At 59.8% G+C, this 22,466-nt stretch carries 25 protein-coding genes; 15 read left to right on the top strand and 10 right to left on the bottom strand.

Features of this window, described 5'->3' with window-relative positions; all coding sequences use genetic code 11:
- Window positions 1–283 precede the first annotated feature (283 nt).
- From KVG85_RS15600 to KVG85_RS15580, 5 genes are all read left to right on the top strand, one after another.
- Window positions 284–1,678, top strand: coding sequence for a PhoH family protein (locus tag KVG85_RS15600; RefSeq protein ID WP_024011685.1), 1,395 nt, complete (start codon window positions 284–286; stop codon window positions 1,676–1,678).
- 240 nt (window positions 1,679–1,918) lie between these two features.
- Entirely contained in the window at window positions 1,919–2,392 is a 474-nt protein-coding gene (gene moaC / locus KVG85_RS15595; RefSeq protein WP_008080206.1) for a cyclic pyranopterin monophosphate synthase MoaC, read from the top strand.
- Window positions 2,389–2,631 carry a molybdopterin converting factor subunit 1 gene (gene moaD / locus KVG85_RS15590; RefSeq protein WP_217864292.1) on the top strand — a complete coding sequence of 81 codons (243 nt, stop codon included), beginning with the start codon at window positions 2,389–2,391 and terminating at the stop codon, window positions 2,629–2,631. The genes moaC and moaD overlap by 4 nt, the downstream gene beginning before the upstream one ends.
- Window positions 2,632–2,633: 2 nt before the next feature.
- Entirely contained in the window at window positions 2,634–3,086 is a 453-nt protein-coding gene (gene moaE, locus KVG85_RS15585) for a molybdopterin synthase catalytic subunit MoaE (protein ID WP_016771590.1), read from the top strand.
- 215 nt (window positions 3,087–3,301) lie between these two features.
- Complete coding sequence (locus KVG85_RS15580) at window positions 3,302–4,078, top strand: ABC transporter substrate-binding protein (RefSeq protein ID WP_110646409.1); 777 nt, start codon at window positions 3,302–3,304, stop codon at window positions 4,076–4,078.
- 101 nt (window positions 4,079–4,179) lie between these two features.
- On the opposite strand, the gene KVG85_RS15575 is transcribed toward KVG85_RS15580, so the two are convergent.
- From KVG85_RS15575 to KVG85_RS15555, 5 genes are all read right to left on the bottom strand, one after another.
- On the bottom strand, window positions 4,180–4,806 hold the full coding sequence (locus KVG85_RS15575; protein WP_217864291.1) for a helix-turn-helix transcriptional regulator: 627 nt from the start codon (window positions 4,804–4,806) through the stop codon (window positions 4,180–4,182).
- 84 nt (window positions 4,807–4,890) lie between these two features.
- The gene (locus tag KVG85_RS15570) at window positions 4,891–6,018 is read right to left on the bottom strand and encodes an NAD(P)/FAD-dependent oxidoreductase (RefSeq protein WP_217864290.1); all 1,128 of its coding nucleotides are present in this window, start codon (window positions 6,016–6,018) and stop codon (window positions 4,891–4,893) included.
- A gap of 149 nt (window positions 6,019–6,167) precedes the next feature.
- Entirely contained in the window at window positions 6,168–7,112 is a 945-nt protein-coding gene (locus KVG85_RS15565) for an ornithine cyclodeaminase family protein (RefSeq protein WP_217864289.1), read from the bottom strand.
- A 117-nt stretch (window positions 7,113–7,229) separates the two neighbouring features.
- A complete protein-coding gene (gene rhlB, locus KVG85_RS15560; RefSeq protein WP_217864288.1) occupies window positions 7,230–8,708 on the bottom strand; it encodes an ATP-dependent RNA helicase RhlB in 1,479 nt (492 codons plus the stop codon).
- A gap of 96 nt (window positions 8,709–8,804) precedes the next feature.
- On the bottom strand, window positions 8,805–9,461 hold the full coding sequence (locus KVG85_RS15555; protein WP_130912788.1) for an alpha/beta hydrolase: 657 nt from the start codon (window positions 9,459–9,461) through the stop codon (window positions 8,805–8,807).
- 468 nt (window positions 9,462–9,929) lie between these two features.
- Here KVG85_RS15555 and KVG85_RS15550 point away from each other — a divergent pair, with 468 nt between their 5' ends.
- The 4 genes from KVG85_RS15550 to KVG85_RS15535 all read left to right on the top strand — a co-directional run bounded on the left by KVG85_RS15550 (window position 9,930) and on the right by KVG85_RS15535 (window position 14,092).
- Window positions 9,930–10,961 (top strand): amino acid ABC transporter substrate-binding protein, encoded by a 1,032-nt coding sequence (locus KVG85_RS15550; protein ID WP_016771583.1) that lies wholly within the window; start codon window positions 9,930–9,932, stop codon window positions 10,959–10,961.
- Between the two features lie 66 nt (window positions 10,962–11,027).
- Window positions 11,028–12,209 (top strand): amino acid ABC transporter permease, encoded by a 1,182-nt coding sequence (locus tag KVG85_RS15545; protein WP_071174462.1) that lies wholly within the window; start codon window positions 11,028–11,030, stop codon window positions 12,207–12,209.
- Window positions 12,210–12,219: 10 nt separating this feature from the next.
- Window positions 12,220–13,314 (top strand): amino acid ABC transporter permease, encoded by a 1,095-nt coding sequence (locus tag KVG85_RS15540; RefSeq protein ID WP_186569411.1) that lies wholly within the window; start codon window positions 12,220–12,222, stop codon window positions 13,312–13,314.
- A gap of 13 nt (window positions 13,315–13,327) precedes the next feature.
- Window positions 13,328–14,092 (top strand): amino acid ABC transporter ATP-binding protein, encoded by a 765-nt coding sequence (locus KVG85_RS15535; RefSeq protein WP_016771581.1) that lies wholly within the window; start codon window positions 13,328–13,330, stop codon window positions 14,090–14,092.
- Window positions 14,093–14,143: 51 nt separating this feature from the next.
- On the opposite strand, the gene KVG85_RS15530 is transcribed toward KVG85_RS15535, so the two are convergent.
- Entirely contained in the window at window positions 14,144–14,632 is a 489-nt protein-coding gene (locus KVG85_RS15530; protein ID WP_217864287.1) for a type II toxin-antitoxin system MqsA family antitoxin, read from the bottom strand.
- Window positions 14,629–14,940: a type II toxin-antitoxin system MqsR family toxin gene (locus tag KVG85_RS15525; RefSeq protein ID WP_123443480.1), complete on the bottom strand. Its 312-nt coding sequence runs from the start codon at window positions 14,938–14,940 to the stop codon at window positions 14,629–14,631. The genes KVG85_RS15530 and KVG85_RS15525 overlap by 4 nt, the downstream gene beginning before the upstream one ends.
- A 166-nt stretch (window positions 14,941–15,106) precedes the next feature.
- On the opposite strand from KVG85_RS15525, the gene KVG85_RS15520 reads away from it, so the two are divergent.
- The 5 genes from KVG85_RS15520 to KVG85_RS15500 all read left to right on the top strand — a co-directional run bounded on the left by KVG85_RS15520 (window position 15,107) and on the right by KVG85_RS15500 (window position 19,084).
- Window positions 15,107–15,766 carry a FadR/GntR family transcriptional regulator gene (locus KVG85_RS15520; protein WP_217864286.1) on the top strand — a complete coding sequence of 220 codons (660 nt, stop codon included), beginning with the start codon at window positions 15,107–15,109 and terminating at the stop codon, window positions 15,764–15,766.
- The gene (locus KVG85_RS15515) at window positions 15,756–17,060 is read left to right on the top strand and encodes a CynX/NimT family MFS transporter (protein ID WP_125927515.1); all 1,305 of its coding nucleotides are present in this window, start codon (window positions 15,756–15,758) and stop codon (window positions 17,058–17,060) included. The genes KVG85_RS15520 and KVG85_RS15515 overlap by 11 nt, the downstream gene beginning before the upstream one ends.
- A gap of 190 nt (window positions 17,061–17,250) precedes the next feature.
- Window positions 17,251–17,721, top strand: a complete 471-nt coding sequence (locus tag KVG85_RS15510) for a nuclear transport factor 2 family protein (protein ID WP_071174467.1) — start codon at window positions 17,251–17,253, stop codon at window positions 17,719–17,721.
- A 40-nt stretch (window positions 17,722–17,761) separates the two neighbouring features.
- Window positions 17,762–18,064, top strand: a complete 303-nt coding sequence (locus tag KVG85_RS15505; protein ID WP_073473642.1) for a GIY-YIG nuclease family protein — start codon at window positions 17,762–17,764, stop codon at window positions 18,062–18,064.
- An 84-nt stretch (window positions 18,065–18,148) separates the two neighbouring features.
- On the top strand, window positions 18,149–19,084 hold the full coding sequence (locus KVG85_RS15500) for a glutathione S-transferase family protein (RefSeq protein ID WP_217864285.1): 936 nt from the start codon (window positions 18,149–18,151) through the stop codon (window positions 19,082–19,084).
- 117 nt (window positions 19,085–19,201) lie between these two features.
- Here KVG85_RS15500 and KVG85_RS15495 read toward each other — a convergent pair whose 3' ends face one another.
- Together KVG85_RS15495 and yejK are read right to left on the bottom strand one after the other, a co-directional pair.
- Window positions 19,202–19,552 (bottom strand): glutaredoxin family protein, encoded by a 351-nt coding sequence (locus KVG85_RS15495; RefSeq protein ID WP_217864284.1) that lies wholly within the window; start codon window positions 19,550–19,552, stop codon window positions 19,202–19,204.
- The gene (gene yejK, locus KVG85_RS15490) at window positions 19,552–20,556 is read right to left on the bottom strand and encodes a nucleoid-associated protein YejK (protein WP_016771572.1); all 1,005 of its coding nucleotides are present in this window, start codon (window positions 20,554–20,556) and stop codon (window positions 19,552–19,554) included. The genes KVG85_RS15495 and yejK overlap by 1 nt, the downstream gene beginning before the upstream one ends.
- 395 nt (window positions 20,557–20,951) lie before the next feature.
- Between yejK and KVG85_RS15485 the strand changes: the two genes are divergently transcribed.
- The gene (locus KVG85_RS15485) at window positions 20,952–21,233 is read left to right on the top strand and encodes an HU family DNA-binding protein (RefSeq protein ID WP_003221909.1); all 282 of its coding nucleotides are present in this window, start codon (window positions 20,952–20,954) and stop codon (window positions 21,231–21,233) included.
- 195 nt (window positions 21,234–21,428) lie between these two features.
- On the opposite strand, the gene rlmF is transcribed toward KVG85_RS15485, so the two are convergent.
- Window positions 21,429–22,448: a 23S rRNA (adenine(1618)-N(6))-methyltransferase RlmF gene (gene rlmF / locus KVG85_RS15480; RefSeq protein ID WP_217864283.1), complete on the bottom strand. Its 1,020-nt coding sequence runs from the start codon at window positions 22,446–22,448 to the stop codon at window positions 21,429–21,431.
- Window positions 22,449–22,466 lie beyond the last annotated feature (18 nt).

The raw sequence follows: 22,466 nt of genomic DNA, 5'->3' as shown, positions 1-22,466 counted from the left end.
GATGCAGGCGGACTTCCGACTTTAGCGGGGTACGGGGAGTCCGCCAAGGGCTTTTCGTCACTCTGCAAAATAAACTTAAAAAAACCGTCAAAGTGCTTTTTTATGTCATCGGTTTTGGAGTATTACGAAGACAGACCGCCGAAACCTGCAACACAGGTGGCGTCTTCCCAGACTCCTATTGTGTGCAGTTCATCCAGGCCCTCGTGGATGAATTCGGCAGTCACCTCGAGGCGCAGCACTGTCACGGTATTGCGTCGAATGGCTCCCACAAAGGTGACCGAGTATGGATGATCACGGACGCAGCCCTTCCTCCAACCAGCCAATCCTGTATGTACTCGATACCAACGTATTGATTCACGATCCAAATGCCCTGCTGAATTTCGAAGAACACCACGTCGCCATCCCGATGACCGTGCTGGAAGAGCTGGACAAGCTCAAGAGCGGCCATCACAGCGTAGCCGCCGAATGCCGTCAGGCGATCCGCCTGATCGACAAGACCCTGGGCGATGCGTCCCCCGAGGACGTCGAACTCGGTGTGCCGATCCAGCGCGGCAAGGGCGGGCCAAAGGGCTTGCTGTCAATTCTGATGAGCAAGCAGGCCGAGTCGAACCTGATTCTGCCCGAGCACCTGAACGACAACAAAATCATCAACCAACTGATTGATCTGCACACCCGCGATCCGCAGAAACCGGTGGTGCTGGTCACCAAAGACATCAACATGCGCCTCAAGGCGCGCGCCTGTGGCATCGACGCCGAGGACTACAGCACCGACCAGTTGGTCGATGACGTGTCCCTGCTGCCCAACGGCTACCACAACATGACCGGCTCCTTCTGGGACCGCGTGAGCAAGGTCGAAACCCGTCAGGACCACGGCCGCACCTGGCATCAGGTGCAACTGATCGACAACCTGCCGGCCGTGCACATCAACGAGTTCATCATCGACGAGCAGGGCTTTGTCGGCTGGATCAAGGAAATCCAGGAAGACCGCCTGCTGATCCTCGACCTGCACCAGGAACCGCTGCTGCATCAGGAGGCGTGGGGCCTGAAGCCGCGCGACATCTATCAGAGTCTGGCGCTGTACGCGTTGCTTGACCCGGACATTCATCTGGTCAACCTGTCCGGCGCCGCCGGCTCCGGTAAAACCATTCTGGCGCTGGCCGCTGCGATCGAACAGACCATGGTCAGCAAGCGTTATCGCCGCATCATCGCCACCCGCAGCGTGCAGGGCCTGGATCAGGAAATCGGTTTCCTGCCCGGCACCGAAGCGGAGAAAATGGAGCCTTGGCTGGGCGCCATCACCGACAACCTCGAAGCCTTGCACATGGATGACGAAAACACCCATGGCAGCGTCGACTACATCCTCAGCAAAGTGCCGCTGCAGTTCAAATCGCTCAACTACATTCGCGGTCGCAGCTTCCAGCAGAGCCTGATCCTGATCGACGAATGCCAGAACCTCACGCCGCACCAGATGAAAACCATCATCACCCGTGCCGGCGCCGGTTCCAAAGTGGTGTGCCTGGGCAACCTGGCGCAGATCGACACCCCTTACCTGTCCGCGACCAGCTCCGGGCTGACCTACCTGACCGAACGCTTCAAGGATTTCCCCAACGGTGTGCACATCACCCTGCAAGGGGTGCCTCGCTCGATCCTGGCCGAATACGCCGAATCGCATCTGTAACCCTTCACCCAGAACCGGGCGGCCCTTAAAGCCGCCCGGTTTTTTTATGGATAAATGCATATCTCCTGTGGGAGCGAGCCTGCTCGCGAATGCGGCGTATCAGTCGACATCTATAGTGAATCTGAATCCGCTTTCGCGAGCAGGCTCGCTCCCACAGGGGGCAACGGTGATTTCATAATCAGTGATGCAGATATCTGACCCACAGGTTTACAATCCACGCTCCTGATCAGGAGTAATCCCGTGCTGACTCATCTCGATTCCCAAGGTCGCGCCAACATGGTCGACGTCACTGAAAAAGCCGTGACGTTCCGTGAAGCGACCGCTCAAGCGCTGGTGCGCATGCTCCCTGAAACCCTGCAGATGATCGTCAGCGGCGGCCACCCCAAGGGCGATGTGTTCGCCGTTGCGCGCATTGCCGGGATTCAGGCGGCGAAGAAAACCAGCGATCTGATTCCCCTGTGCCACCCGCTGATGCTCACCGGCGTCAAAGTCGAACTCAGCGCCGAGGGTGAGGACAGCGTGCGCATCGTCGCCCGCTGCAAGTTGTCCGGGCAGACCGGTGTCGAGATGGAAGCGCTGACCGCCGCCAGCGTCGCCGCCCTGACCATTTACGACATGTGCAAAGCCGTCGACCGTGGCATGACCATCGAGAGCGTGCGTCTGCTGGAGAAAGTCGGCGGCAAGAGCGGCCACTTCCAGGCGGAGCAGCCATGAAACTGACCGTGAAATTTTTTGCCCGCTACCGTGAAGCGCTGGGCGTGGATTCGGTTGCGGTTGAAGGCGATTTCGCCACCGTCGATGACGTTCGCGCACTGTTGGCGCAACGTGATGGCGCCGAGGTGCTGAGCGAGCAGAACCTGATGTGCGCGCGCAACGAAGAACTCTGCCAGCTCGACGAACCCGTGGTCGATGGCGACGAAGTGGCGTTTTTCCCCACCGTGACCGGAGGCTGAACATGGCGATTCGGGTGCAGGCCACGCCGTTCGATCCGGGCGCTGAAGTCAATGCGATGCACGCGGCCAATGTCGGCGTTGGCGCGGTGGTGAGCTTTGTCGGTTACGTCCGTGACTTCAACGACGGGCTCGACGTGGCCGGGATGTTCCTCGAGCACTATCCGGGCATGACCGAAAAGGCCCTCGGCAAGATCGCTGTCGAAGCCGAGCAGCGCTGGCCGCTGTTGAAACTGGAAGTGCTGCACCGCATCGGCGCGCTGGAACCGGGCGAACCGATCGTCTTCGTCGGCGCCGCCAGCGCCCATCGCCAGGCCGCTTTCGATGCCTGCGCCTTCGTCATGGACTACCTGAAAACCCGCGCGCCGTTCTGGAAGAAAGAAAACACCAGTGATGGACCGCGCTGGGTCGAAGGGCGTGACAGTGATCATGCCGCCGCCGATCGCTGGAAAAAGTAATTCCTGTAGTGCCCCTCAGTACGCCTTCGCGAGCCTGCTCGCGAAGGGGCCTTCTGAAACACCAAAAATCCTACCTCTCTGCCGGATTGACGATTTGTACCTGAGAGTCCAGTATGGATTTCAAAGTACAAAAAAGCTTCTGTCTTGCAGCTATCAGCTTGCCGCTTGTAGCTGCTCTTCTTGCCAAACCAACAACAACCCGCGAGAGAACGAACATGAAGAAACTCCCCCTCATCACCGGCCTTGCCTTCAGTCTGCTGGCCTGTGCCAGCACCTTTGCCGCCGAGAAAACCCTGCGCATCGGCATTGAAGCGGCCTATCCACCGTTCGCGTCGAAAACCGACAAGGGTGAAATCGTCGGTTTTGACTACGATATCGGCAATGCCCTGTGTGCGCAGATGAAGGTCAAGTGCGTGTGGGTTGAAGGTGAGTTCGATGGGCTGATTCCTTCGCTGAAAGTGAAGAAGATCGACATGGCGCTGTCGTCGATGACCATCAATGAAGATCGCAAGAAGTCGGTGGATTTCAGCCACAAGTACTACTTTACTTCTTCGCGTCTGGTGATGAAGGAAGGCGCTACGGTGGATGATCAGTACGCCAGCCTCAAAGGCAAGAACGTCGGCGTGCAGCGCGCTACCACCACTGATCGTTACGCCACCGAGGTGTTCGAACCCAAGGGCATCAACGTCAAGCGCTACAGCAACAACGAAGAAATCTACATGGACCTGGCGGCGGGGCGCCTTGATGCGATTTTTGCCGACACCATTCCGCTCAATGACTTTCTGTCGATGCCGCGTGGCAAGGGTTACGCGTTTGTCGGGCCGGAGCTGAAGGATCCGAAGTACGTCGGCGAGGGCGCGGGGATTGCCGTGCGCAAGGGCAACGGTGAACTGGTCAGCCAGTTGAACAGCGCCATCGACGGGATTCGCGCGAATGGCGAATATCAGAAGATTTCCGAGAAGTATTTCAAGACCGATATCTACGGCGATTGATCAAGCGCTTTCGCGAGCAGGCTCACTCCCACAGGGGTAACGCATTCCAAATGTGGGAGCGAGCCTGCTCGCGAAGAGGCCAGCGCTGGCGATGCAAATCTTCAGCCCTTCAATTCCTTCAAATGCTTGTACACCGTCGCCCGCCCCATGTTCAGCACATTGGCCACGTAGTTCGAGGCGCTCTTGCCCTTGAACGCGCCCTCGGCGTGCAGCGCCAGCACCAGTTCGCGTTTGTGGTCACGGGTCAGCAGGTTCAGACTCAACTGCCGCTCGCGCAACCAGGCGTGGAGGAAGGTGTTGATGCGCTCCTGCCAGTCATCACGGAACAGTGAGTCCGGCTGCGGAATCAGCTTGCTCGGCGAGAGAAACAGATCCAGCGCCGCCTTGGCGTTCTCGAACAGGGAAATATTCAGATTGATGCACAGCACCGCCAGCGGACGACTTTCGCTGTCGCGCAGCACGGTGCTCAGGCTGCGAATTTTCTGGCCGTCCCAGTTGAGCTTTTCGTACGGGCCGATGTTCCTGTCGCTGACATCCTCGCTGAGCATGTCTTCCAGTGACGAGTCGTCGCCGATCTCGCGCTTGGACAGGTTGTTGGCGATGTAGTCGACCTTCTGCGTGCGCAGGTCGTGCAGCACCACCTCGGCATGTGGAAAGAACAGCGTGGCGATGGCGTCGGCGATGGCGCGGAAGTTATCCAGCGCCGGGTCGGATTCAGGGGCAGTCATGACAGTGGAGCTCCAGGCAGCGTCAGCGCCCCTTGTGCCGGGGCGCTGCGAGTGTGCCGCAATCTCTAGGACGAGTCGATGCGATCAAGCCAGTCGGGCGGGGGAGAGCATGGCGCTGTCCAGACCGAATTCATGCAGGTGCTCGGGAAGCGGCTCGCCGCGCACCAGCGCCGCACTGGCCTGCCCCATCGCCGGCGACGTCTGAATGCCGTAACCGCCCTGCGCGGCGACCCAGAACAGCCCTGGCACCTGCGGATCGAAGCCGCTGAGCAGATCACCGTCAGCAACGAAACTGCGCAGACCGGCCCAGGTGCGGGTCGGACGGCGGATGGTCAGCGTGGTGGCCTCTTCGATCTGATAAATGCCCATGGCGATGTCGAGCTCTTCCGGCTGCACATCGTGCGGTTCGACCGGATCGGCGTTGGCCGGCGAGCCGAGGAACATGCCGGCGTCGGGCTTCATGTAGAAGGATTCGTCGAGGCTGACCAGCATTGGCCAGTGATGAGTGTCCACGCCTTCCGGGCCGGCAAAGATAAATGCGGCGCGGCGCTTCGGTTGCAGCCCCAGCGGCTGCGCGCCGGCCAGGGCAGCGATCTTGTCGGCCCAGGCACCGGCGGCGTTGATGAGCACCGGTGCGCTGAATGTCTCGCCGTTGGTCTGCACGATCCACAGGCCATCGGCATCGCGGCTCAAGCCGAGCACCTCGCAATCGGTGCGGACTTCGCCGTGATTGCGCCGAATGCCGCGCAAGTAGCCTTGATGCAGCGCGTCGGTGTCGATGTCGCAGGCCGATGGGTCGTAGATCGCGCCGTGGACTTTGTCCCGGCGCAGGATCGGCAGACGCGCGCAGGCTTCGTCGGCGCTGAGTAGTTGCATCTGCGGCACCGTGGCTTTGGCGCTGAGGTATTGATTGTTCAGTTCGGCGGGATCACCTATGAAGTCGACGGTCATTTCGCCGCGTGGGGTCAGCAGCGGGTGCTCGCAGAAGCCGCTCGGAGGACTGTCGAAGAAGGCGCGGCTGGCCTGAGTCAGTGCGCGGACCTGTGCGGTGCCGTAGGCGGCGGTGTACAGCGCGGCGGAGCGACCGGTGGAGTGATAGCCAGGATGGGTTTCACGCTCGAGCACGATCACTTTGCCGTGCGGCGCCAGCCAGAACCCGGTGGAAGCGCCGGCAATCCCGCCGCCGATGATGATGAAATCTGCGTGGTTCATGTAGGTCTCCAGTGGGTACGCAAGATCAAGGCGTTCGCTAGTCCCTGTGGGAGCGAGCCTGCTCGCGAAAGCGGTGTATCAGTCGACATTTTCGGTAAATGTCAGACCGCATTCGCGAGCAGGCTCGCTCCCACAGGGGATTTTTGGCGTTAGTGGGTTAAGTGATAAACCGCATTGGCGAGGGCAATGTCTTCCAGGCCCAAGCCGATTGAACGGAAGAACACGTGGCGGTCGTAACCCGGGCGCTGCACTTTTTCGCTGAGCAAGTCGGCGAGGTCGCCAACAATCGAATCCTTGCTCCAGCCATGCTGTTCGGCGGCAATCAGCATCTCACCTGCCGAACCCGGCGTGGTCAGACGATAGTCGCAGAACACCTGCATGTCGTTGAGGCTTTGCGGCGGTACTTCATGGGCGCGCGGGGCGTTGGTGCTGATCGAGGTGATCAGCGCCGGTTTGTGCAGTTGCGCCGGATCGATCACCGGCCCGGCAGACGAGGTGCAGAGCATGATCACATCCGCATCGGTAACGGCGGTCTCGCGGCTGTCGGCAATCTTCAGTGACGGCGCGATGGACTTCAACACAGTCTGTGTTTCCACATCTTCCAGCAGCGATGGCGAATACAGGCTGATGCTCTGCCAGTCGCGCAGCGCCTTGGCGTAATGCAGATGCGCCTGAGCGACCTTGCCGCTGCCGATGATCGCCAGTCGTCGGGCATCCAACGGCGCGAGGGCGTCGACCGCGACTGCCGTGGTCGCGGCGGTGCGCGCGGTGGTCAGCTCGCCGGCATCGCAAAGCAGCATCGGCTGGCCGGTTTTCATCGACATCAACAAGGTCCACGCCGTCACCAGCGCACCCTGCTCACGAACGATGTACGGCGAAGTCTTCACTCCGTACACGCCGTCCTCGGCCAGCACGCCCAGATAATTGATGAAGTCGCCGGCGCCCTTGGGAAATTCGACCCATTGCTGCGCCGGCTGCACGGCGTTACCGGCCGCCAGATCGCGGAACAGCTTGCGCAGGATCTGCGGCACATCGATACGCGCCAGCAGCTCACGGGCCTCGGCTTGGTCGATCACATAGGGCGAACTGGACATTCTGCGCTCCAAAACTAAACTTATTTTTCCATTATGGACTTTTAGTTTCTTTGGGCAACCGTCGGGCATAAAAAAAGCGCAGTCCGTTTCCGGCTGCGCTTTTTCATATCGTGACGCTTACTGCGGGCGTTTGCGCTCAACCGCGCGCAGCAGATGCGTTGGCGGCGTTTCACAGCTGATCTTGCGACCGAGCTTTTCTTCGATGGACGGCAACTGATAGGAGTCGTCCTCGCCGGCAAAGCTGATCGACACACCGTCAGCGCCGGCGCGACCGGTACGGCCGATGCGGTGTACGTAGTCGTCCGGCACTTCCGGCAGGGTGAAGTTGATCACGTGGCTGATGCCGTCGATGTGGATGCCGCGGCCGGCGACATCGGTGGCCACCAGCACGCGAATCTTGCCTTCGCGGAAACCTTCCAGGGTCTTGATGCGCTTGTGCTGCGGCACGTCGCCGGACAGCTGCGCGGCGTTGATGCCGTCACGCACCAGACGCTCTTCGATGCGGCGAACTTCGTCCTTGCGGTTGGCAAACACGATGACCCGCTCCCAACCGTTATCGTTGACCAGGTTGTAGAGCAGCTTGTATTTGTCGGCAGCGGCCACGGCGTAGATGTGCTGCTCGACGTTCTCGTTGGCGACGTTGGTGATTTCGATTTCGACGATGGCCGGGTCGGTGGTCCATTGCTTGGCCAGATTCATCACGTCTTCAGTGAAGGTCGCGGAGAACAGCAAAGTCTGGCGTTCGGACTTCGGTGGGGTCTGGCGAATGATCTGCCGTACCTGCGGGATGAAACCCATGTCGAGCATGCGGTCGGCTTCGTCCAGCACCATTACTTCAACCATGTCCAGATGCACGTCGCCGCGCTGGTTGAAGTCGAGCAAGCGGCCCGGCGTGGCGACGAGGATGTCGCAATGACGTGCTTCGAGGTGCTTGAGCTGTTTGTCGAAGTCCATGCCACCGACGAACGTCATGACGTTGAGGCCGGTGTACTTGGTCAGGTCAGCGGCGTCCTTGGCGATCTGCACCACCAACTCGCGGGTCGGCGCAATGATCAGCGCGCGCGGTTCGCCCATGTAGCGCTCTTTCGGCGGCGGTGTCTGCAGCAACTGAGTGATGATCGAGATCAGAAACGCGGCGGTCTTGCCGGTGCCGGTCTGCGCGCGGCCAATGGCGTCTTTGCCGGCGAGGGTGAAACCCAGCACCTGCGCCTGGATCGGCGTGCAGTATGGAAAGCCCAGGTCCTGGATGGCGTGCATCAGTTCCGGAGCAAGCTTGAAATCGTGAAAGCGGGTTTTGCCTTCCTGCGGCTCGACGACGAAGTCTTCGAGTTTCCATGGAATGACCGGTGCCTTGGGCTTCGGTTCGCGACGTGGCCTGGCCGGTTTCGGCGCTTCGCTGGATGCAGGCTCTACGGCCATTGGCGCGGCTGCAGCGGGTTTTTCTTCGGGCTTCGGTGCGGCTGCGGGAGCGGGGCGGTCGGCCTGCGGGGCATCGGTGCGATGACCGGGGGCGTGCGACGGCGCGCTGGGAACTGGCGCGAGCTGCTCAGCCTCGCTTTTACCGAACATTTTCTTGAGTGCTTTGAGCACGGTCATCTCATCAATTGGTTAAGGAATGTACGCCGGCCAGTGTAATGCAAGAAACGGGCGCGGCGTAGTAGGAGGGATCAATGGGCCGACATTGGTCGCCAATCAGCGCAAGCGTTCGCTCAGCCAGACGCCGATGTCGCGAATCTCTTCAGGTAACACTTCGTGCTCCATTGGGTATTCCTGCCATGTCACGGTGACACCATGCTTCACCAAATGCTCATAGGCAGTGCGCCCCATCGAGTTCTGCACCACGCCATCGAACTGACCGTGCAGACACAGCACCGGAATACGCTGCTGACTGGCGGATAACTCCAGTTCATCGCTGAATGTCGGTGCGTACGTCGACAACGCCAGCACCCCGCCCAGCGGTCCCTGCCATTTAAGGAACGCGGTATGCAATACCACCGCGCCGCCTTGCGAAAACCCGGCAAGGAAAATCCGCGAGGCGTCTATTCCGCTGGCGCGCTGGTTTTCGATCAGCTCGATGATGCGCTCTGCCGACGCCTCCAGTTCGTCGCGATCGATCGCCCGGGCCGGGCTCATGGCCTTGATGTCGTACCAGCTGGGCATGGCATATCCGCCATTTATCGTCACTGGACGGGTCGGCGCCTGCGGTAGCACAAAGCGTGTGCTCAGCAGACTTTCCTGCAACGCCTCGGCTACCGGCAGGAAGTCGTAACGGTCGGCGCCGAGGCCGTGCAGCCAGATCACGCAGGCGTCCGCGGGCTTAACAGGCTGAAGAATCAAGGGCTCGGTCATGTCTGCTCCAAAAATGTGCGGGCGCTCTCATTGAGTGCGTGATGGAAGTGCGCGCCCGGTTGATCCGTTAACAAGATGTCGCAAGGTTACAAGTTTAGCTATTGACGTGTCGCGCAATGACGTCGGCAAGCGGTGTGGTACGGCGTTTGCTATGGAGGTTTCCGTACGAAGCGTCCTACGCGTGGCGGTAACACTATCAGTCTACGTCGCACGATGGGACAGCAACGAATCCGGTGATGGATGTTCGCCAATGGCCGCTACGGGCTTAGCGAACGTGAAAGGGCTACAGCCCGTTCGGCCGATTGGTGAGAAGTGAGTGGTCCATGATGTGGATTTTCTCCTACTAGACTCATAGCGAAGGTCTTACGTCGGTTGACCCCAAAAAAAGCCAACACGGGTCAACAACGCCTCAAAAGGGTGCGACAGGGCTCAAGCTCCGACACAACAAGAGCAAAACTGGAGGTTTGAATGAAGATGTTGAAATCCACTCTGGCGGTCGTGACTGCTGCAGCAGTACTCGGCGTCAGCGGGTTCGCTCAGGCGGGTGCAACCCTGGATGCGGTACAGAAAAAAGGTTTCGTGCAGTGTGGCGTGAGCGACGGTCTGCCGGGCTTCTCGGTACCGGATGCGACCGGCAAGATCCTCGGCATCGATGCCGACGTCTGCCGCGCTGTGGCCGCAGCCGTTTTCGGCGACGCCAACAAGGTCAAGTTCAGCCAGTTGAACGCCAAGGAGCGCTTCACCGCGCTGCAATCCGGCGAGATCGACATCCTGTCGCGCAACACCACCATGACCAGTTCCCGTGACGCGGGTATGGGCCTGAAATTCCCGGGCTTCATCACCTACTACGACGGCATCGGCTTCCTGGTGAACAACAAGCTGGGCGTGAAAAGTGCCAAAGAGCTCGACGGCGCTACCATCTGCATCCAGGCCGGTACCACCACCGAACTGAACGTTTCCGACTACTTCCGTGGCAACGGTCTGAAATACACCCCGATCACCTTCGACACCTCCGATGAAAGCGCCAAGTCGCTGGAATCCGGTCGTTGCGACGTGCTGACCTCCGACAAGTCCCAGCTGTTCGCCCAGCGCAGCAAGCTGGCCTCGCCGAAGGACTACGTGGTGCTGCCGGAAACGATTTCCAAGGAACCACTGGGCCCGGTCGTGCGTAACGGCGACGACGAGTGGCTGGCCATCGTGCGTTGGGTCGGCTATGCGCTGCTCAATGCCGAAGAAGCCGGCATCACTTCGAAAAACGTCGAAGCTGAAGCCAAGTCGACCAAGAACCCGGACGTGGCCCGTATGCTCGGCGCTGACGGCGAGTACGGCAAAGACCTGAAGCTACCGAAAGACTGGGTTGTGCAGATCGTCAAGCAAGTCGGCAACTACGGTGAAATCTTCGAGAAAAACCTCGGCAAGAGCACTCCGCTGGAAATCGACCGTGGCCTGAACGCCCTGTGGAACAACGGCGGCATTCAGTACGCACCACCAGTGCGCTAATGGTTCTATCGCCCGGCGGGCCAACCGCCGGGTGATGTTCTTGTTCCATTTCTTCCGGGGCACTTCATGCAAAATTCAATCGGCGCACCAAAGCAGAGGCTCAGCCTCAGCGATCCACGAGTGCGTGCGTGGCTATTCCAGATCATCACGGTTGTGGCGGTGGTCTCGCTTGGCTGGTACCTGTTCGACAATACGCAAACCAACCTTCAGCACCGGGGCATCACCTCCGGTTTCAGCTTTCTGGAGCGCAGTGCCGGGTTCGGCATCGCTCAAACCCTGATCGACTACACCGAAGCGGACAGTTACGCGCGGGTGTTTGTCATCGGTCTGCTCAACACCCTGCTGGTGACCTTTATCGGCGTGATCCTGGCGACGATTCTCGGTTTCATCGTCGGCGTGGCGCGGCTGTCGCAGAACTGGATCATTGCCAAACTGGCGACGGTGTATGTGGAAGTATTCCGCAACATTCCGCCGCTGCTGCAGATCCTGTTCTGGTACTTCGCGGTGTTCCTGACCATGCCGGGGCCGCGCAACAGCCACAACTTCGGCGACACCTTCTTCGTCAGCAGCCGTGGCCTGAACATGCCGGCCGCACTCGCCGCTGACGGCTTCTGGGCGTTCGTGATCAGCATCGTCCTGGCCATTGTCGGCATCGTGCTGATGTGCCGCTGGGCCAACAAGCGTTTCGAAGAAACCGGCGTACCGTTCCACAAGTTCTGGACTGGACTGGCGATTGCGCTGGTGATCCCGACCCTGTGCGCGCTGATCTTCGGTGCTCCGCTGCATTGGGAAATGCCCGAGCTCAAGGGCTTCAACTTTGTCGGCGGCTGGGTGTTGATCCCGGAACTGCTGGCGTTGACCCTGGCGCTCACCGTCTACACCGCAGCGTTTATCGCCGAGATCGTGCGTTCCGGGATCAAGTCGGTCAGCCACGGCCAGACCGAAGCGGCGCGTTCCCTCGGCCTGCGCAACGGCCCGACCCTGCGCAAGGTGATCATCCCGCAAGCCCTGCGCGTGATCATTCCGCCGCTGACCAGCCAATACCTGAACCTTGCGAAGAACTCCTCGCTGGCCGCCGGTATCGGTTACCCGGAAATGGTTTCGCTATTCGCTGGCACCGTGCTCAACCAGACCGGGCAGGCCATCGAAGTGATTGCCATCACCATGAGCGTGTACCTGGCGATCAGTATCAGCATTTCCCTGCTGATGAACTGGTACAACAAGCGCATTGCGCTGATCGAGCGGTAAGGAAAAGCGCATGAGTACTCATACTTTCAAACCCGACATGCCTCCACCCAACAGCAGCATCGGCGTGGTGGCGTGGATGCGCGCGAACATGTTCTCCAGCTGGCTCAACACCCTGCTGACGCTGTTTGCGTTCTACCTGATCTACCTGGTCGTGCCACCGATCCTCAGTTGGGCGATCGTCGACGCCAACTGGGTCGGCACCACGCGCGCCGACTGCACCAAGGAAGGCGCCTGCTGGGTGTTCATTCAGCAGCGTTTCGGCCAGTTCATGTACGGCTACTATCCGACCGAACTGCGCTGGCGCGTTGACCTGACCGTGTGGCTGGCGGTCATCGGCGCAGCACCGCTGTTCATCTCGCGCATGCCGCGTAAAGCGGTGTACGGCCTGAGCTTCCTGGTGCTGTACCCGATCATCGCCTTCATCTTGTTGCACGGCGGTTTCGGTCTGACCACCGTGCCGACCAGCCAGTGGGGCGGCCTGATGCTGACTCTGGTGATCGCCACCGTCGGCATCGCCGGAGCATTGCCGCTGGGCATCGTGCTGGCGCTGGGACGGCGTTCCAATATGCCGGCGATTCGTGTGGTCTGCGTGACCTTCATCGAGTTCTGGCGCGGCGTGCCGTTGATCACGGTGTTGTTCATGTCCTCGGTAATGCTGCCGTTGTTCCTGCCCGAAGGCATGAACTTCGACAAGCTGTTGCGGGCGCTGATCGGCGTGATCCTGTTCCAGTCGGCCTACGTCGCCGAAGTGGTGCGCGGTGGTCTGCAGGCGATTCCCAAAGGGCAGTACGAAGCGGCTGCGGCGATGGGCCTCGGTTACTGGCGTTCGATGGGCCTGGTGATTCTGCCGCAAGCGCTGAAGCTGGTGATTCCGGGCATCGTCAACACGTTCATTGCGCTGTTCAAGGACACCAGCCTGGTGATCATCATCGGCCTCTTTGACCTGCTCAACAGCGTCAAGCAAGCCGCCGCCGACCCGAAATGGCTGGGCATGGCCACCGAAGGCTACGTGTTCGCCGCCCTCGTGTTCTGGATTTTCTGTTTTGGTATGTCGCGCTATTCCATGCATCTGGAACGCAAGCTCGACACTGGCCACAAGCGTTAGGAGTTCTCTGTAAATGAGCGAAGCAATCAAAAAGCCTGTGGGTCCGGAAGGCATCATCCAGATGCAGGGCGTGAACAAGTGGTACGGCCAGTTTCACGTACTCAAGGACATCAACCTCAACGTCAAACAGGGCGAGCGCATCGTCCTGTGCGGCCCGTCGGGTTCCGGTAAATCGACCACGATCCGTTGCCTGAATCGTCTGGAAGAACACCAGCAGGGCCGCATCGTTGTCGATGGCGTGGAACTGACCAACGACCTCAAGCAGATCGAAGCGATCCGCCGCGAAGTCGGCATGGTGTTCCAGCACTTCAACCTGTTCCCGCACCTGACCATTCTGCAGAACTGCACCCTGGCGCCGATGTGGGTGCGCAAGATGCCCAAGCGCAAGGCCGAAGAAATTGCCATGCATTACCTGGAGCGCGTACGCATTCCGGAGCAGGCGCACAAGTACCCGGGGCAACTGTCCGGCGGCCAGCAACAGCGTGTGGCGATCGCCCGCGCCTTGTGCATGAAGCCGAAAATCATGCTGTTTGACGAGCCGACTTCAGCGCTCGATCCGGAAATGGTGAAAGAGGTTCTCGACACCATGATCGGTCTGGCCGAAGACGGTATGACCATGCTTTGCGTAACCCACGAAATGGGCTTCGCCCGCACCGTGGCCAACCGCGTGATCTTCATGGACAAGGGCGAAATCGTTGAACAGGCGGCGCCGAACGATTTCTTCGACAATCCGCAGAATGATCGGACGAAGTTGTTCTTGAGTCAGATTTTGCATTGATGGTTGATGAGTGAAACCAACCCGGCCATGTGCCGGGTTGTTTTTTCGGGGTCAGGAAACCGAAAGGGATTCATGTTCTTTGTGGACGATGTGCTCGAAACCTCTCAAATCTGCACCTTCGCCGAGAGTCTTTGCATCGGTTAGCAAATATGGGTAACGATCCAATAAACGCATCAGCAGTATGAGTGCCTTGGGCGGCAAGATTTCGCCGCGCTCGTAGCGAGAGAATGCGTTATGCCCACCCCCAGATAGCAGTTGCACCGTCTCTTTTTGCGTCAGATGCAATTTGCGGCGAATCCGCTTCATCTCGTCGCCGATCATTTTCCTGGCAGCGATGACCAACTCATCACCTGCGTCGCAATAACGTTCCGCGCTATCGGTATCGGCGTCCCATTCGACCTCACCGCAGTCCTGGCACTCCCAGCCAGAAAGATCATCCACACGCCGCTCCATGCCTTTGATTTTCAGGGTTTCGCCGCGTCCCTGAAAATGCCTCATTCCCTCACGTGCACCGCAGCTGACACATTGCTGGGTTTTCATGGGTTGTTCTCCTTGAAGGAGATCACCGGTGGGCTGCCGCCGGGGCGGTATGTCACCTTGATGTAAATCTCCTGATCTCGTGAATTGATGTGATACACGTCTTGCCAGATTCGATGATCCTCATAAGTAGTCATCGATTTGTACAACATCCTGGTTTGTAGCTCGAAAACAATTTCCTGCATTTCGCTGACATTGAAGCCGAGCTTCTCAGCTGACCTTACTGAAGTTTTGGTGAAAGCATTTTGACCCAGTCGCCTCACTTCAGACTTGATCACCGCCAAGTCGTAATGGGGTGTGTTCTTTTCCATAAGAAGCCAAAACCCTGTCCCTGAAATTACCCTTAAAGGGTAATTTTGACTAATCGAAAATGCCGCTCCATGTGTCTCCGATTGACCCTAGGTGGTTGCCGTCCTACATGGGTCTGACTAACATGTCGGAAAATTCATCCTATGATTGGATGAAAAGGCGAAGCTCATGTCCGAAATTTCCCCTTTGATCAAGCGATCCCTGGTCGATCAGGCTTTGGATCAACTGCGTCAGTGCATCAACAGCGGTGCGTGGCAGGTCGGCGAGCGTCTGCCGACCGAGCCTGAGCTGTGCGCCGAGCTGGGCATCAGCCGCAACACAGTGCGTGAGGCGATGCGTGTTCTGGCGTTCTCGGGATTGATCGAAATTCGCCAGGGCGACGGCAGTTATCTTCGTGCGCTGGTCGACCCGCTCGACACACTTAAAGCGCTATCGCGTTGTTCGCTGGAGCAGGCCCGGGAGACCCGGCACATCCTTGAAGTCGAGGCCATCGGCCTGGCGGCGTTGCGTCGTACCGATGAGGATCTGGCGGCGCTGCGTGAAGCGCTCGGCACCAGCGGCAGCCATTACCACGGCGATCTCGACACCTATATCGCCTGCGATCTGGTGTTCCATCGCCGACTGGTCGACGCCGCGCACAACCCGACCCTCAGCGAGTTGTATCGCTATTTCTCCAGCATTGTCGGCGCGCAATTGCGCCAGACCCTGAATATCTCCCCGCGCCGCCAGGAAGTGTTCGACCTGCACATCGACCTGCTCGATGCGGTCGAGCAACGCGACCCGGAACGGGCCAAAGCCTTGTCGAGGCAGTTGATCAATGAACCTTGAAACCGAGAAGACCATGTCCCGCAGTGAGTTATCCACAGCGTCGAAACGCACCCCCGAACTTGAAGAGCTGCTGATCGATGCCGAGGCTGATGACGAGCAGGTCCAGCAAAGCCATCCGTTGGTGAAACGTCCATGGTTGCTGCTGCTCGGGTTGATTCTGGTGGCGCTGAACCTGCGCCCGGCGTTGTCGAGCATGGCGCCATTGCTTAGCGAGGTCTCCAGAAGCCTCGGGCTGTCTGCGGCGCAGGCGGGATTACTGACCACGTTGCCGGTGCTGTGCCTGGGCTTGTTCGCACCGCTGGCGCCGATTCTGGCGCGGCGGTTTGGTGCTGAGCGGGTGGTGTTGGGGATTCTGCTGACACTGGCCGGCGGTATCATCCTGCGCAGCAATTTCGGCGAGATCGGGCTGTTCGCCGGCAGCGTCCTTGGCGGCGCCAGCATCGGCATCGTCGGCGTGCTGCTGCCAGGCATCGTCAAACGCGACTTCGCCAAACACGCCGGGACCATGACTGGCGTCTACACCATGGCCCTGTGCCTGGGCGCAGCGATGGCGGCGGGTTCGACCGTGCCGCTGAGTGAACACTTTGGAAACAGCTGGGCGATGGGCCTGGGCTTCTGGGTGATTCCGGCATTGGTGGCGGCGGTTTTCTGGCTGCCACAAGTCGGCTCCAAACATGGCGCACACAACGTCGCCTATCGCGTGCGCGGGTTGCTGCGTGATCCGCTGGCCTGGCAGGTGACCTTGTACATGGGCCTGCAATCGTCGCTGGCCTACATCGTGTTTGGCTGGTTGCCGTCGATCCTCATCGGGCGCGGGCTGACACCGACTCAGGCCGGATTGGTGCTGTCCGGTTCGGTGATCATTCAGCTGGCCAGTTCGCTGGCCGCGCCGTGGCTGGCGACCCGTGGCAAGGATCAGCGTCTGGCGATCGTCGTGGTGATGGCGCTGACCCTGGCCGGCCTGTTCGGCTGCCTGTACGCACCGATCGAAGGTCTGTGGGGCTGGGCGATTCTGCTCGGCCTGGGGCAGGGCGGCACGTTCAGTCTGGCCCTGACCCTGATCGTACTGCGCTCGCGCGATTCCCATGTCGCGGCGAACCTGTCGAGCATGTCGCAGGGTTTTGGCTACACTCTGGCGTCCATGGGGCCGTTTGCCGTGGGCGTGGTGCATGACTGGACCGGCGGCTGGAATGCGCTGGGCTGGATTTTCGGCATTATCGGCGCCGGTGCAATCCTCGCCGGGCTGGGCGCAGGGCGGGCGCTGTATGTGCAGGTACAAAGCGAAAAGCTCTGAATGCACTGGCTGCAAATGTGGAAGCGAGCCTGCTCGCGAAAGCGGTGTTTCGTTCAACATGGATGTTGAATGTTGAATTGTCTTCGCGAGCAGGCTCGCTCCCACCAGGGTTTTGCGTAATGCGGATAGTGTTTCTGCGCGCGGCAGATTATGGTGCTGGCAATCTGTATATCTTTCTTTGGAGATTGCCTTGAGCGAAGCCCACAGCGCCCTGATCACCCGCTTCTACCAAGCCTTTCAGCGCCTTGACGCCGAGGCCATGGCCGCCTGCTACACCGATGACGTGGTCTTCAGCGATCCGGCCTTCGGTGAACTGCGCGGGCGCGATGCCGGCGACATGTGGCGCATGCTGACTACCCGCGCCAAGGATTTCTCCCTGACCTTCGACAACGTCCGCGCCGACGAACGCAGCGGCGGCGCACACTGGGTCGCGACCTACCTGTTCAGCCAGACCGGCAACATCGTCATCAACGATATTCAGGCGCGCTTCGTGTTCCGTGACGGCAAGATCTGTGAGCACCATGACCACTTCGATCTGTGGCGCTGGTCGCGCCAGGCGCTCGGTTTCAAAGGCCTGCTGCTGGGCTGGACGCCGCTCGTGCGCAACGCCGTCCGCGCCCAGGCGCGCAAGGGACTAAAGGCATTTCAGGCCGGGCGCTGATAAGATCGCCGCCTGTTTTCCTACACGTTCAGATCCCGAAGTGACCAGTCTTAGCGAACAATCCGTCGATGCTGCCGAGCCAGTGAGCAAATCCTGGTTCGTCTACCTCGTGCGTGCCGCCAATGGCTCGTTGTACTGCGGAATCAGCGACGACCCGGTACGTCGTTTTGCCAAGCACCAGAGCGGCAAGGGCGCGCGGTTCTTTCTCTCCAGCCCGGCGATGGCGCTGGTCTACACCGAACTGTGCCGCGACAAAAGCGATGCTCTGCGTCAGGAACGGCTGATCAAGAAGCTGCGCAAGAGCGCCAAGGAATGCCTGGTGGCGTCTTATCAATCTGACTGATTGGTTCCCATCAGGCAGATCTGTAGGCTGCTAAGAAAATGCACGCTAAGCTGCCAGCTCACTATCTGAGCGGCGGAGCCGAGCATGTCCGAGTTGATTCTGCACCATTACCCGACCTCTCCATTCGCCGAGAAGGCCCGCCTGCTGCTGGGCTTCAAAGGCCTGTCCTGGCGTTCGGTGCATATTTCCCCGGTGATGCCAAAGCCGGATCTGACGGCATTGACCGGTGGCTACCGCAAGACTCCAGTGTTGCAGATCGGTGCTGACATCTATTGCGACACCGCACTGATCGCTCGACGCCTGGAACAGGAAAAAGCCCTGCCGGCGTTCTTCCCCGAGGGTCAGGAAATGACCAGCGCCAGTTTTGCGGCGTGGGCCGATTCGGTGGTGTTCCAGCACGCTGTGAGCCTGGTGTTCCAGCCGGAATCGGTGGCGGTGCGTTTCGGCAAATTGCCGCCGGAAGCGATCAAGGCATTTCTGGCCGACCGCGCCGGGTTGTTCAGCGGTGGCAGCGCCACGCGTCTGTCCGCCGAGCAGGCCAAACATCAGTGGCCGACGATCATGGCGCGACTTGAGCAGCAGTTGCAGCGCGAGCAGGGCGACTTCCTCTTCGGCGAGCCATCGATTGCCGACTTCGCCCTGGCGCATCCGCTGTGGTTCCTCAAGGCGACGCACGTGACGGCGCCGCTGGTGGATGAATATCCGGCAGTCGCGGCGTGGCTGGGTCGGGTGCTGGGGTTCGGTCATGGCGCAGCGAGCGAGATGTCCTCTGCCGAGGCATTGGAGGTCGCGCGTAACGCGACGCCAGCGGCATTGCCGGATGAGCGGTTCGTTGATCCGAACGGCTTCAAGGCCGGCCAGCAAGTGGCGATTGCCGCTATCGATTACGGCGTTGATCCGGTGGTGGGCGAGCTGCTGTTTGCTGGCAGTGAAGAGCTGATCATTCGCCGTGAAGACGAACGTGGCGGCGTGGTGCATGTGCACTTCCCGCGCTTTGGGTTCCGCATCGAAGCACACTGATCGCTGGAATCGCCAGCTAAACCTGTGGGAGCGAGCCTGCTCGCGAAAGCGCTGTGTCAGTCGCTGAAAAGTTGACTGATCCGCCGCATTCGCGAGCAGGCTCGCTCCCACAGTGGACTATTTCAGGGCAGCGAGGATTTCGTCTGGATCAAATCCGCGAATCAACGTGCCGTTCACATCGATCAGCGGAATCCCGCGCCCACCCAGTGCCTCATACGCCTTGCGCGCATCGGCATCCTTCTCGATGTCGAACTCCTTGAACGGTATGCCCTTGCTGTCGAGAAAGCGTTTGGTCTGTTTGCAGTAGCCGCACCAGTCGGTGGCATAGAGCACGACATTGGCTTGCGCCCGGGTCTGCGGCGAGACCATTTGCGCGGGAATGAACACCCGCTCGATCTTGCCCCAGTTCTGATAGACCACGACCACCAGCAATACCAGGGCGACTTTTTTCAGCACATTGCCGAGCATCAGTTACGCCGCTTCAACTGATCGGTCAGCGAAGTCGGCAGGCCTTTGATGATCAGGGTGCCGTTCTCTTCGTCGTACTCGATCTTCGAACCCAGCAGGTGCGCTTCGAAGCTGATCGACAGGCCTTCGGCGCGGCCGGTGAAACGACGGAATTGATTGAGGGTGCGCTTGTCTGCCGGGATCTCTGGCGAGAGGCCGTAGTCCTTGTTGCGGATGTGGTCGTAGAAGGCCTTCGGACGTTCTTCGTCGATCAGCTCCGACAGCTCCTCAAGGCCCATCGGTTCGCCGAGCTTGGCCTGGCTGCTGGCATAGTCGACCAGAGTCTTGGTTTTCTCGCGGGCCGAGTCTTCCGGCAGGTCTTCGCTCTCGACAAAGTCACTGAAGGCTTTGAGCAGGGTGCGGGTCTCGCCGGGGCCGTCGACGCCTTCCTGGCAGCCGATGAAGTCGCGGAAATATTCCGAGACCTTCTTGCCATTCTTGCCCTTGATGAACGAAATGTACTGTTTGGACTGCTTGTTGTTCTGCCACTCGGAAACGTTGATCCGCGCTGCCAGATGCAACTGGCCAAGGTCGAGATGGCGCGAAGGCGTCACGTCGAGCTCATCGGTCACCGCCACGCCTTCGCTGTGGTGCAGCAGGGCGATTGCCAGGTAGTCGGTCATCCCTTGCTGATAGTGGGCGAACAGCACGTGGCCGCCCACCGACAGGTTGGATTCTTCCATCAGCTTCTGCAGATGCTCGACCGCCACTTTGCTGAATGCAGTGAAGTCACGGCCGCCGTCCATGTACTCCTTCAACCAGCCGCTGAACGGGAATGCGCCGGATTCCGGATGGAACAGGCCCCAGGCTTTGCCCTGTTTGGCGTTGTAGCTTTCGTTGAGGTCGGCGAGCATGTTTTCGATGGCTGCGGACTCGGCCAGTTCAGAGTCACGGGCGTGCAGAACTGCGGGCGTGCCGTCGGGTTTTTTGTCGATCAGGTGGACGATGCAATGACGGATCGGCATGGGCTTCTCGGCTGTTGGAAGGGAGGAGGGCAGGCTCCCCCGAAAAAGCGCTCAGTGTACCGCAACCACTGGTTTTGGCGCGGGTTGCAGGGAAAAACCGGGGCGCGCGCCCGGCCTTAAGCGGTTTTTTACCGATTTAGCACAATAAAGCTGACCAAATGGGTAGCTAGAGGCGGATATTTCCTTGTCGCTGTGCTAGTTTTGCCCGGTCTTACGCGAAGTCACTGCGTTAAGCGTGCATTCAGCATTTGTCAGGTCGAACCAAACCCTGATTTCGGCATCTATAACCCGACTCGTCGTGGTTATCGCCGAGGGTGCCAGATCCAGAAGATCGGGCTCGATGGCTGACACTGCACTCTGCAATCCATATGAATTTGATAGGGAAGGAACACTACATGGCTCTTACTAAAGACCAACTGATCGCCGACATCGCTGAAGCTATCGACGCGCCGAAAACCACCGCGCGTAACGCTCTGGACCAACTGGGCCAAATCGTTGCCGATCAGCTGGAAAACGGCGGCGAAATCACCTTGCCAGGTATCGGCAAGCTGAAAGTGACCGAGCGTCCTGCCCGCACTGGCCGTAACCCTTCGACTGGCGCTGCCATCGAAATCCCTGCAAAGAAAGTGATCAAGCTGGTTGTGGCCAAAGGCCTGACCGACGCTGTGAACAAGTAAGACGCAGCGATAAAAAAAACCGTGCTTCGGAGTGATCCGGGGCGCGGTTTTTTTGTGTCTGTGATTTGACGGTCAAGTCGCGGGCAAATGTGGGAGCGAGCCTGCTCGCGAAAGCGGTGGGTCAGTCGATATTGAAGCTGACTGACACGCTGCCTTCGCGAGCAGGCTCGCTCCCACAGGGGGATCTACAGCGCCTTAGCGCACCCAGCGCTCACGCCGCCAGATCTGCTGCTCGGACTTGGTCTGGAAGGTCCACGCGACAAAACGGCTCTGCTTCTGCCCCTGGGACATCTCCACCACTTGGCTCTCCAGCACGCCGGCCTTCTTCAGCGCAGTTTCGATGGCCGGCAGGTTCGACGCCTTCGATACCAGGGTGCTGAACCACAACACCTTGTGCTGGAAGTTCGCGCTCTCGGCAATCAACTGCGTCACGAAGCGCGCTTCACCGCCTTCACACCACAGCTCCGCCGATTGCCCGCCGAAGTTCAGCACCGGCAGCTTGCGTTTCGGGTCGGCCTTGCCCAAGGCGCGCCACTTGCGCTCGCTGCCCTTGGTCGCTTCTTCCATCGAAGCGTGGAACGGCGGATTGCACATGGTCAGGTCAAAACGCTCGCCCGGCTCCAGCAAGCCGATGAGGATGTGCTTGCGGTTTTCCTGCTGGCGCAGCTGGATGACCTTGCTCAGATCATTGGACTGCACGATGGCTCTGGCAGCGGCCACGGCGGTCGGATCGATTTCGGAGCCGAGGAAGTGCCAGCGGTATTCGCTGTTGCCGATCAGCGGATAAACGCAGTTGGCGCCCATGCCGATGTCCAGCACATTGACGATCGCGCCGCGCGGCACCTTGCCGTCGTTCATGCTCGCCAGCAGGTCGGCGAGAAAGTGCACATAGTCGGCACGCCCCGGAACTGGAGGGCAGAGGTAGTCCGCCGGGATATCCCAATGCTGAATGCCATAGAACGCCTTGAGCAGCGCCCGATTGAACACACGTACCGCGTCGGGGCTGGCGAAGTCGATGCTTTCCTTGCCGTACGGGTTGGTGATCACGTACTTGGCCAGTTCCGGCGTGGTCTTGATCAGTGCCGGAAAGTCGTAACGACCCTGATGGCGATTGCGCGGATGCAGGCTGGCCTTCTCGCGCGGCGCGGTGGCTTTGCTCGGGGACGCGGCGTCAGGCTTCTTGCGCGCAGGTTTGGGTGTGCGGGGGGCGGTCATGGGCGTGGTCGATTCGGG

The organism is Pseudomonas triticicola (assembly GCF_019145375.1).
Classification (GTDB): domain Bacteria; phylum Pseudomonadota; class Gammaproteobacteria; order Pseudomonadales; family Pseudomonadaceae; genus Aquipseudomonas; species Aquipseudomonas triticicola.
Note: the sequence above shows the minus strand (reverse complement) of the source record. Positions and strands in the feature narration are given on the sequence as shown.